This window comes from Dietzia sp. Cai40 (assembly GCF_014145165.1).
Lineage (GTDB): Bacteria > Actinomycetota > Actinomycetes > Mycobacteriales > Mycobacteriaceae > Dietzia > Dietzia natronolimnaea.
Genome location: NZ_JAALEB010000327.1, coordinates 1 through 10,063, shown reverse-complemented (window position 1 = coordinate 10,063; position 10,063 = coordinate 1). Strand labels below are relative to the sequence as shown.

The window sequence follows — 10,063 nt, the reverse complement described above, 5'->3', positions numbered from 1 at the left end:
GGATCCCTAGAACAGCGTCAACTTGTGGAAGTCAGGTCTGGTGGGTAGTAAGATCCTCGAGCAAGAACCCACGGGGCGGTATGCCGTCACCAACCTCGGAGCTCTGCTTTTCTCGAATGCGCTGACTGATTACCCGACTCTTGAGCGTAAGGCGGCTCGGGTTGTGAAGTACCGCGGCAAGAATAAACTGACTGCCGAACGCGAACAACTGGGGGCACGGGGGTACGCGTGCGGTTTCGAAGGTCTGGTTTCGTATATTGATAGCCTATTGCCAGCGAACGAAGTAATTGGAAAAGCGTTGCGCACCGAAGTGAGCATGTTTCCTCCTACTGTGATACGTGAGCTCGTTGCCAATGCGTTGGTTCATCAGGACTTCTCTATCGGCGGTGCCGGCCCGATGATTGAACTTTACGATGATCGTCTGGAAATAACGAATCCTGGAACGCCCCTTATTGACCCCGCTCGTTTCGTCGATGCCGCGCCGAGGTCGAGAAATGAGAAGCTCGCATCGATGATGCGACGGTGCCATATTTGTGAGGAACGAGGCAGTGGCTGGGATCGGATCGCAGCCGAGATTGAGTTTCATCAGTTGCCAGCGCCTTTGATCCGGGTCGATGAGAACCACACGACAGTCGTTCTCTACGCCCATAAGGACCCACGGTCGATGGACCGCGAGGAACGGGTGCGCGCCGTCTACCTTCACGCCTGCCTGAGATACGTGAGCGGTGAACGAGCGGTCAACTCGTCAGTTCGTGAGCGCTTCGGCCTTGGGGACAGGGAGTCCTCAACTGCGTCTTCGTACATCCGTGATGCGCTAGATGCCGGGGTCATCGCTCCCCATGACCCCGACGCTGGCAGGCGGCACATGCAGTACGTGCCGTTTTGGGCGAAGCGGGCGTCATCCCTTTAGTGGGTAGCTGCCCGCCCGGGCCCTTCAGCGTGCTGACCAGCGCTGATCCTTTTCAGATGTAACTGCTGGCGCGCAACCGCGCGCGGTACCCGGTACGCGCCAGGCCAAGTTGGTTCCCGACGTCGGAGTCGTCCCCAACCCGGCCGAGGTGGTGATGACGGCCAACCGGGGGTAGCGCGCTCGCGGCATACTGCCGGCGCGACCTGCGGTCACCCGCCCAGACACCAGAACTCGATCCAGGGTCATAGGCCTCTGGCGGTGAAGTTCGCCGCGACACTGCTGGTGAACCGGTGCCCGTGTGCTCTAGCGGGCCCTGACCTGGTGACGGGAAGCAGGACCGGTCGCGAGCGACACCTGTCGCTCGCGCCGCTGCCGATCAAGCGTATCCACGACCGGTGGATCGGCGACTACGCGCGCGGCGGTCGATCTGCTCAACGAGCTCGACTGCTGAGTGCGGACACGCATCGGGGTCACGCCGGTGATCGCGACGATGCGGACCGGGCGCATAACGACCTGTTTACAAACCGCGTGTGCTGCTGGGATGATCTGCGACAGCATCGTAGTGAGCGTGCGGGTCCGTCCACCGCTGTCGACCGGCGACCCGGTCCCCACCGCACCATCCGTCGAGCGCGACGAGACGCCGGGAGTGCGCCATGACCGGGACCAGGACCGCCATCCGTCAGACGCGTCGGGGTGCCGCGTGCGCCCTCGCCCTCCTGCTGTTGTTCTGCGCGGGTCTCGTCGCCGGGGTGGGATCCGCGGCGGCTCAGTCCGCCGCCCCGCCGCCCGTGCCGCTCCCGTCCGCCGACCCGTTCTACACTCCCGACGGGCCGATCGCCGATCTCGCGCCGGGGACGGTGATCGAGAGCAGATCGATGTCCTACGGTTCGCTCGAACGCGCCACCCCGCTCACCAGCACCCAGGTGCTCTACCGGACGACCGACCAGGCGGGCGGCCCGAGCGCCACCGTCGCGACGATCCTCAGACCGCTGGTCCCGGGGCCCGCCAGGCTGATCTCCTACCACATGGCCTACGACGCCCTGGGCTCCGAATGCGACCCCTCCTACACCCTGACCGGGAACGGAACGCCCAGCCAGGCGGGGATCGCGGAACAGGGGGTGATCGCCGGGTACCTCGCGGCCGGTTACACCGTCGTCGTCCCCGACTACGAGGGTCCCGACCTGGAGTGGACGATCGGGCGCCAGTCCGCCTACGCCGCCCTGGACGGGGTCCGCGCGACCATCGACCACCTCGGACTACCCGCCTCGACCCCGGTCGGACTGGTCGGATACTCCGGCGGGTCCGTCCCCACCCAGTGGGGCGCCGAGATGGCGCCGACCTACGCGCCCGAACTCAATATCGTCGGCGCGGCCGCCGGAGGGCTCCCGGTGAACGTGGCTCACAACCTCCCGTACGTGAGCGGGAGCACTTCGTGGGCTGGGGTCATCCCCGCGCTGGTCGTGTCCTATCAGCGCGCGTACGGACTGGACACGGTCAGCTTCCTGTCGGACTACGGCCGACAGCTCGTCGAGACGGTCAGCTCTCAGTGCATCAACGCCTTCGCCGCCGACTACCCCGGACTCACCGATGCCCAGATGGTCCGCGCCCCGTACACGTCCCTTCTGGACATCCCGGCGGTGGTGAGTGCGATCGGGGACAACGTGATGGGCACGACGGGCACGCCACGGGTTCCGATGCTGCTCGCCGTGGGCAACGTCGACGGGATCGGCGACTCGGTCATGGTGACCGCGGACGTCGCAGGCCTGGCGCACGAGTACTGCACCCGCGGGGTCGCCGTCACCTACGCGCAGTACGACCGCCTCGGCCACTCCGAGGCCTTCGTGCCATTCCAGGCGCAGACAGCCCAGTTCCTCACCGACCGGTTCGCCGGCGTCGCCCCCGCCTCCAACTGTCAGGGGGCCTGACCGCCGGTCCGCCGCCCGCGGGATCGCGGTCAGGCGGTCGTCTCGTGCAGGTTCGCCGCCGACACGTGGCGGATGATCTCGAGCACCCGGGGGTAGGCGCGGGAGTCCCCGGACACGAGCGAGACGTGGTCCTCGTCGTTGAACAGGATCATCTTGGCCTTCCCGCCGGCCCGGGTGACCGCGTCCACGTACCGCTGGGAGTTCTCGGGCGCCACGGTCACATCGCGGGCCCCGTGCATCGCGACCACCGGTGTGCCGGGGTCGATGTTCTGGATGGGGTCGACCTTCGCGTACCTCCCCGAGACCTCCGACGGGGTGCCACCCATCGCCGTGACGATCCTGTCGTCGCCGTGGGTGGCCGCGTAGACCATGTCCAGGGGGCCGGCGATCGAGACCACCCGCGTCGGGCGGAACTCGGGCTTCGCGCCGACCTCGTCGTCGTCCAGCAGGTGTCGGGTGCCGCCCCACACGGCGAGTTGGGCTCCCGCGCTGTGTCCCACCACCAGCTCGTCGTCGGTGGTGATCTGCGGGAACCTCTTGTCCACCTCGACCACATGGTCCAGTGCGCTCGCGACGTCGTGGAAGGTGGTCGGCCATCCGCCGCCCGACCCCACGCGTCGGTATTCGATGTTGTAGACGGCCATGCCGCGGCTGGCGAGCTTGCGGGCGAGCGGATCGAAGGAGTCGGCCCCGATCTGGTCCTGCCACGCCCCGCCGTGGATGAGGACCGCCAGGGGGATCGAGTCGACCCGCTGTTCCCCGGCCGGGAGGTAGAGGTCAGCCCAGTTCTGCTCCGGATCCGGGGCGTCGTGCGTGGGGTACTCGAACCGCTGGACGGTCACCTCGTCGAGCCTCGCCGGGGCACCCGGGTCGGTCACCACGACCGGCGCCGCGCCGGTGGAGACACATGCGGACCCCACCGCCAGGACCGTGGTCAGACCCATGCTGATCCGCGCGGCTCTCATCGGCGGTGACCAACGTCGTCGCTGTGGCATGGGCACCCATTTTCTCAGGAAGAGTTCAGGTCGAGGGTGGACCGGCTTGTGCTGGATGCGTCAGCCGATCGCGTCGGTCCGGTGGGGGGCCCGGATCGGGTAATGAAATCCATCTTAGAATGCACGACGCGATATTACTAAGGAGGCCCCCGGTGTGGGAGGTGGTCGCTACCGGACGACCCGGACCCGTCCGGGCTCCGGGGCGCTCAGCGGGCCCTCGTCCTCCACGTACCGGAGCAGGGCGTCGATGTCCGTGAGGCCGGCCTCACGGCGATCCCCGCGCTCGGCGAGGGGCGAACCGTTGAACTCCGGTGAGGCGATGAACTCGTTGACCACGACGGTGTACTCGCGGGCCGGATCGACCGGTTCGTCGTCGACGCGGAGTTCGGTGACCCTGGCACCGACCGGTCGACGGGCATCCACGGTGTAGCTCACGTTGGACGAGACCGCCGGGCCGTTGTCGCCGATGTCGTCGGCGAAGTGGTCGAACGCCGCCTGGAGCTCCTCGCCGGTCACGGTCACCAGGTAGAGGCGGTCGCCGTAGGGCTGCACGGTGTGCAGGGTCGCGTAGTCCAGGGGGCCCTGCGGCAGGTCCGTGCGCAGCGAGTCCGGGTTGGACAGCGCGAGCTGTGCGCCACGGCCCCGCGTGGCGTGGAGCTGGCAGTCGGCGATGACGTCCGCCAGGGGGGACTCCCCGTTGGCGTCCATCCGCCGGGGGATCGTCTCGGTGGCGGAGCCCAGGGGGGTGCGGGCCGCCGGTGCGGCGGCGGCACCGGCCTGGCGCACGAGCTCCTCGGTGCCGGGGTCGGGTTCGATGTCGAGGTTCACCGTCTGGTTGAACGCCGAGGTCTGCGGGCGGATCACGTCGCCGGTGGCGGGGTCGACGGCGAGGTCGACGACGGTGACCGACCGACCGTGGGACGCGGGCGCCACCACCACCCGCTCGTCGTTCTCCGCGTCCCGCACCCGGCAGGTCGCGGGACCGCCCGAGGCGCCGACGATCAGCGCGTCGACGGCGGGGTCCAGGCGCTTGACCAGGTCCAGCTCGGTGAGTTCGTCGGGGCAGGCGCCGGGGTCGAGGTTGCCGTGCACGGTGGTGGACTGCACCAGGCCCACGATCGCCTCCACGCCGAGGAACTGCAGCGCCTCCACGGTCTCGTTGACCGCCTTGACCGGGTCGGCGAGCCGGGTCGTCGTCTCCGGGGCGCTGTCGGAGGGGAGGGTGACGGCCACGACCCCCACGCGGACGTCGCCGATGCGGTGGATCGCGAACGGGAAGGTGGGAGCCGCGTCGGGGGAGGGGACGACGTTGGAGGCCAGGAACGGGAAGGCCGCGCCGCGGAACGGTGGCAGGGGCGGGTCCACCCGGCAGTCCTGCTCGGTGCGGCACCCCGGACGGACCAGGGAGCGGACGTGGTCGGCCCCCTTCTCGAGCTCGCGCCTCCCGACTCCGGCGCCGTCCACGCCGAGACGGTTGAAGAACTCGATCGTCGGCCGGTCGCCCAGCAGCGCCGCCTCCGGAGCGGTCCCACCGATCGAGTCACCGGTGGCCAGCAGCATCGCGTCACCGGCCTGGTCGCGCAGCTTGCCCACCGTGGCGGCCAGGTGGGCCCCACCGCCCGCCGGCCGAACGTTTCCCGAGCCGTCCCGGAGCTGGCCCTGGAACCCCACCGGCCGGGTCAACGCACCGGAGAACTCGCCGATGCCGAGGATGCGCACCGACTGCGTCTCCTCCGAGGGCGTCCAGGGTCGGCCGGACTCGCCGGTGCGGGCACCGGCGAGCGGGGTGGCGGCGAGGGTGAGGACCAGGGCGCCGATGGCCACGATCACCAGCGTGACGATCGCGGTCCGGCGGAGCGAGGGGGAGCCCGGTCCGTGGTGGTCCGCCGGGGATGGTGAGCCGGACCATACGCGGGTGCCGACCAGCGAGGAGTTCATGTCGTCCCATGAACTCTGCTGTCTCATCCGGCTCCTTCGATGTCCTTCGGTGTCGATCCGTCGCGGGCACGCGTGATCACCAGCGGGAGCACCGCTCTGCGCACGCGAACCTTGCCCACTGTGCCGGTGTGAGGTCACGGGAGCCCGCCGGAACAGTCACGTTCCGGTCACAAAAGCGCGTGCGGCGTCCAGGAGGCGGTCGTTCTCGACCGGGTCGCCGATCGTCACCCGCACCCCGTGGCCGGCGAAGCACCTGGTGACGACGAGGTGGCCGCGGCAGTGCGAGTCGAATTCGGCCGCGGCGTCACCGAGCGGCAGCCACACGAAGTTGGCCTGGCTCTCCGGCACGGCATGGCCGAGATCGATCAGCGCGTCCCGGACCCTGGTGCGTTCGGCCACCACGGCGTCCGTGCGGGCGCGGAGTTCGTCGCCCGCGTCGAGGCAGGCGATCCCCGCGGCCTGGGCGAGCGAGCTCACGGAGAAGGGGACGACCATCTTCCCCACCGATGTGATCAGGTCCGCCGGCCCGGTCAGGTAGCCCACGCGCAGCCCCGCCAGGCCGTACGCCTTGGAGAACGTGCGCAGAGCCACGACGTTGGGCCTGGCCATGGACTCGGCCACGCCGTCGACCGGGTCGTCGGATCGGAGGTACTCGTAGTACGCCTCGTCCAGCGCCACCGTGACCCGCTCCGGAACGCGGTCGAGGAACGCGGTGAGCTCGGCGTGGGAGACCGCCGGCCCGGTGGGGTTGTTGGGGGTGCAGACGAAGATCAGCCGGGTCCGGTCGGTCACGGCGTCGGCGATCGCCTCGAGGTCCAGGGTGCCGTCGGCCCGGTTCGGGACCGGGACGGGGACGGCGTGCGCGATGCGCGCGATGATGGGGTAGGCCTCGAACGATCTCCAGCCGTAGAGGACCTCGTCCCCGGGTGCGCACACCGCCTGGACGAGCTGCTGGCACAGCGCCACCGAGCCGCAGCCCGCGGTGATGTTGCGCGACGGGATCCCGAGGAACTCCGCCAACCGGGACACCAGCGCTCCGGCGGTGATGTCCGGGTAGCGGTTCACCCCGGCCGCGGCGTCCACGATGGCGGCCGCCACGCTCGGCAGCGGTCCCGCGGTGGTCTCGTTGGAGGCCAGTTTTACCGCTCCCGGGACGGTGGCGCCGGGGACGTAGGAGGGGATGGCGTCGAGGTCGCTGCGCACGTCGGGGGACATGCGTACAGAGTAGGACCACCGGATGACGCCGGGGTGTCCGGCCGTTTTGCGCACCGCGCCGACCGGTGTGTACTGTTATCCCTCGTTGGCTCAGCAGAGCCTCCAGGAGGCGTGCCAGAGCGGCCGAATGGGACTCACTGCTAATGAGTTGTCCTCCTTAAAGGGGACCGGAGGTTCAAATCCTCTCGCCTCCGCCATGCCGGAGCACCGGGTGACCGGTTGAACTGGCACGACAGATGAATAATGCGCCCGTAGCTCAATGGATAGAGCACTTGACTACGGATCAAGAGGTTAGGGGTTCGAGTCCCTTCGGGCGCACAGCAGCGGTACCGGCAACGCCCTCGTCCACGCGGACGGGGGCGTTCGTCGTTCGTCCCCCCGCCCACGACTCACCGGGTCGCGGCCGTGTCCCGCCGATGCGCCCGGAGGGTCTCGACCTGGTCCCAGATCACGATCACCCAGACGGTCGCGACGACACTCCATCGGATCGCCGCGGCCGGCAGCTCGTCCCCGTCGGCCGAGACGAGGTCGGGGTGGATCACCGACTCCTGGGTCAGGACCAGGACCGTGAGGAAGGCGCCGAACACGACGTCGGTGACCACCTCGACGGCCAGTCGCCGCCGGGACCTCCCCGGGCGGGCCAGGCGCCGGATCTGCACCAGCGCCAGCGCCCCGATCAGGGCCAGGTAGCCCGCGAGCCAGACGGTGGGGATGTCCGGGTTCACCACCGTCTCGCCGCCGTTGAGGTGTCCGATGTAGAGGAACGTCGACGGCACGAAGGGCACGGCGGCGAGCAGCGCGAGGAGGTTCAACGAGACGATCGCGTCGATGCGGGTGTCCGGCCGGACCCGCGGATGGTCGAGTTCCGACGGGTCCCACGCGGTCGACGTGGTGAAGGGGTTGCGGCCCCCCTCGGGCGTGGTCCGCTCGACGATCACCACGAGCAGGGTCCAGGCCGCGAACGCCCACAGCAGGGCGGACACCACCCCGCTGACGACCTCACCGATGAGGCCGCCCAGTTCGGCCTGCGGGGCCGTCACCACGTAGACGATCGCGCTCGTGAGTGCTGCCAGGGCGCCGACGATCGGCATGAGCCAGCGCAGGACACGCAGCCACGCCGGGTAGACCTCGGGCCCGATGAGGTAGTGCCGTGCGCCCGAGTAGCGACGCGCCAGCGCGGCGGGGTCACCGAGCCGACCGAGCACGGCGCGCTCGATCGAGTCGGGGTCGGGAGCCGCGGCGCCGTCGCCGTGCCGGTCGAGCTCGGCCGCGACCATGTCGTCGATGGTCGCGGCGATCTCGGCGGAGATGTCGTCGCTCGTGCTGTCCGGCAGCCGCCGGACCACCTCGGCGATGTAGCGATCGGTCAGTGTGGACATCACGTCTCCGCCTTCCGCAGATCGGTGTAGGAGGCGCCCAGCGCCTGCCATTCGGAGTGGAGCAGCTCGGCGGTCTGGGCACCGAGCGCGGTGGTCTCGTAGTACTTGCGGGGTCGGGGTTCCTCCGTCCGCCACGTGGAGGTGAGCAGCCCCTGACCCTCCAGGCGGCGCAGCAGTGGGTAGAGGGTGTTGGCCTCGGTCGAGATCCCGGCCTCGGCCAACGTGGTGAGCAGGGCGTACCCGTAGCGCGGTCGCATGCAGGCCAGCAGGCTCGCCAGCACCACCGAGCCGCGCCGGAGCTCCTGCAGGTGGGTCCCCAGCACCGCGTCCACTCCGTCGCTCATGCCTCACACGGTACTGTGTGGCACACAGTATGGGAAGAGTGCGCCGCACAGGCACCCGGCTCGAGGCCGGAACGGTGATCGTCGGCGTGGGGGAATGCCAGCCCGCCGTCGCCCCCGCGGCCGATGTCGTGCGCGGGGGTCGGGGGTGGGGCCGACGGTACGACGACGACGAGACCGGCCGCTTCGTAGGCTGTGCCGATGTCCCAGCCCGCTCGAGATGCGCTCCGCCGCAACGCCGGCCATCTGGCGTCGGTGGCCCTGGTGATCATGTGGAGTTCGGGCTATGTCGGCGCGGAGCTCGGGACCCGGACCGGTGAGACCTCGCTGCAGCTGCTCGGCTGGCGGTTCTCGATCCTCGGGCTCCTGCTGCTCTCGGTCTGCCTCGTGCTCCGGGTGCGGTTGACCGACCGGAGGGCGTGGGCGCGGCAGGCGGTGCTGGGTCTGTTCAGTCAGGCCGTGTTCCTGTTCATGATCTTCGAGGGTGTCGCCCGCGGCGTCGACGGCGGGACGGCGGCGCTGATCGCGGCGCTGCAGCCATTACTCGTGGCGACGGTCGCGGGCAGGTTCCTCGGGGAACGGACCACACCGGTCATGTGGATCGGCATGCTGCTCGGAATGGCGGGCGTCGTGGTGGTGGTCTCGGGCGGCCTGGGTGCCGGCAGCGCCCCGTGGTGGGCCTACCTGTTCCCGGTGGCCGGGATGCTGAGTCTGGCCACGGGGACGGTCCTCACCCAGCGTCTCAGGCCCACGGAGACCCTGCTCCAGTCCATCACCATGCAGTCGGTCGTCGCGGCGGTGGCCCTGGTCGCCGCGATGCTGCTGGCCGGGCAGGGCGCGGTGCCGGCCGAGCCCGAGTTCTGGGTGGCGGTGGCCTGGCTGGTGTTCCTCTCCACGCTCTGCGGGTACGTCCTCTACGTGTTCGTCACCCGCACCAGGGGCGCCACGGTGGCCAGCGTCCTGCTCTACCTCACCCCGCCCACCACCATGGTGTGGGTGTGGCTGATGTTCGGGGTGCCGATCACTCTTCTCGCGGTGGTCGGTATGGCGGTCAGCGCGGTCGGCGTGATCCTGGTGCTGCGGTCCCGGGCAGCGGCGCAGGCCCAGCGCGACCGCCGGTAGGGCTCGGCAGGGAGCCTGTGGACGGGGCGGCCCGGACGGGAGACTATTCAGGGGTGAACCCGGAACAGCCCGACCACGTCCAGCGCATGCTCGCCGACCTCGACGCGAGGCTCGGGCGGATCACCGCCGAGGTGGCGGAGGTACGGAGCGGGCTGGCGGCGCTCGGTCGGCAGACGCGGCCCGTGCAGCCGACCCAGTCCGTGCCGCCCGTGCAGCCGACCCAGCCCGTGCCGCCCGG

The 10,063-nt window shown here is 69.7% G+C and carries 10 protein-coding genes and 2 tRNA genes; 6 read left to right on the top strand and 6 right to left on the bottom strand.

Translation table 11 applies throughout. The annotated features are described in order from the left end of the window. Nucleotides 1-40 precede the first annotated feature (40 nt). Entirely contained in the window at nucleotides 41-910 is an 870-nt protein-coding gene (locus G6022_RS17170) for an ATP-binding protein (protein WP_347238179.1), read from the top strand. A 303-nt stretch (nucleotides 911-1,213) separates the two neighbouring features. Here G6022_RS17170 and G6022_RS12575 read toward each other — a convergent pair whose 3' ends face one another. Further along, a complete protein-coding gene (locus G6022_RS12575) occupies nucleotides 1,214-1,468 on the bottom strand; it encodes a hypothetical protein (RefSeq protein ID WP_182639941.1) in 255 nt (84 codons plus the stop codon). 95 nt (nucleotides 1,469-1,563) lie between these two features. Here G6022_RS12575 and G6022_RS12570 point away from each other — a divergent pair, with 95 nt between their 5' ends. Further along, nucleotides 1,564-2,835 (top strand): lipase family protein, encoded by a 1,272-nt coding sequence (locus G6022_RS12570; RefSeq protein ID WP_182639940.1) that lies wholly within the window; start codon nucleotides 1,564-1,566, stop codon nucleotides 2,833-2,835. A 29-nt stretch (nucleotides 2,836-2,864) separates the two neighbouring features. Here G6022_RS12570 and G6022_RS12565 read toward each other — a convergent pair whose 3' ends face one another. From G6022_RS12565 to G6022_RS12555, 3 genes are all read right to left on the bottom strand, one after another. After that, on the bottom strand, nucleotides 2,865-3,779 hold the full coding sequence (locus G6022_RS12565; protein ID WP_182639939.1) for a prolyl oligopeptidase family serine peptidase: 915 nt from the start codon (nucleotides 3,777-3,779) through the stop codon (nucleotides 2,865-2,867). Between the two features lie 219 nt (nucleotides 3,780-3,998). Then, complete coding sequence (locus tag G6022_RS12560) at nucleotides 3,999-5,795, bottom strand: 5'-nucleotidase C-terminal domain-containing protein (protein WP_182691669.1); 1,797 nt, start codon at nucleotides 5,793-5,795, stop codon at nucleotides 3,999-4,001. A 129-nt stretch (nucleotides 5,796-5,924) separates the two neighbouring features. Further along, complete coding sequence (locus tag G6022_RS12555) at nucleotides 5,925-6,983, bottom strand: pyridoxal phosphate-dependent aminotransferase (protein WP_182639098.1); 1,059 nt, start codon at nucleotides 6,981-6,983, stop codon at nucleotides 5,925-5,927. Between the two features lie 105 nt (nucleotides 6,984-7,088). On the opposite strand from G6022_RS12555, the gene G6022_RS12550 reads away from it, so the two are divergent. Both G6022_RS12550 and G6022_RS12545 read left to right on the top strand, forming a co-directional pair. Beyond that, nucleotides 7,089-7,180: transfer RNA gene (locus tag G6022_RS12550), tRNA-Ser, on the top strand. 48 nt (nucleotides 7,181-7,228) lie between these two features. After that, nucleotides 7,229-7,301: transfer RNA gene (locus G6022_RS12545), tRNA-Arg, on the top strand. A gap of 71 nt (nucleotides 7,302-7,372) precedes the next feature. Here G6022_RS12545 and G6022_RS12540 read toward each other — a convergent pair. Next, nucleotides 7,373-8,362: a hypothetical protein gene (locus tag G6022_RS12540; protein WP_182639096.1), complete on the bottom strand. Its 990-nt coding sequence runs from the start codon at nucleotides 8,360-8,362 to the stop codon at nucleotides 7,373-7,375. After that, on the bottom strand, nucleotides 8,362-8,706 hold the full coding sequence (locus tag G6022_RS12535) for a helix-turn-helix transcriptional regulator (RefSeq protein WP_031265220.1): 345 nt from the start codon (nucleotides 8,704-8,706) through the stop codon (nucleotides 8,362-8,364). Before G6022_RS12535 ends, G6022_RS12540 begins: the two co-directional genes overlap by 1 nt. 198 nt (nucleotides 8,707-8,904) lie before the next feature. Between G6022_RS12535 and G6022_RS12530 the strand changes: the two genes are divergently transcribed. Together G6022_RS12530 and G6022_RS12525 are read left to right on the top strand one after the other, a co-directional pair. Continuing rightward, a complete protein-coding gene (locus G6022_RS12530; RefSeq protein ID WP_182639094.1) occupies nucleotides 8,905-9,825 on the top strand; it encodes a DMT family transporter in 921 nt (306 codons plus the stop codon). 53 nt (nucleotides 9,826-9,878) lie between these two features. Then, nucleotides 9,879-10,063: hypothetical protein (locus G6022_RS12525; protein WP_182691667.1), on the top strand; the 185-nt coding region annotated here is incomplete at its 3' end.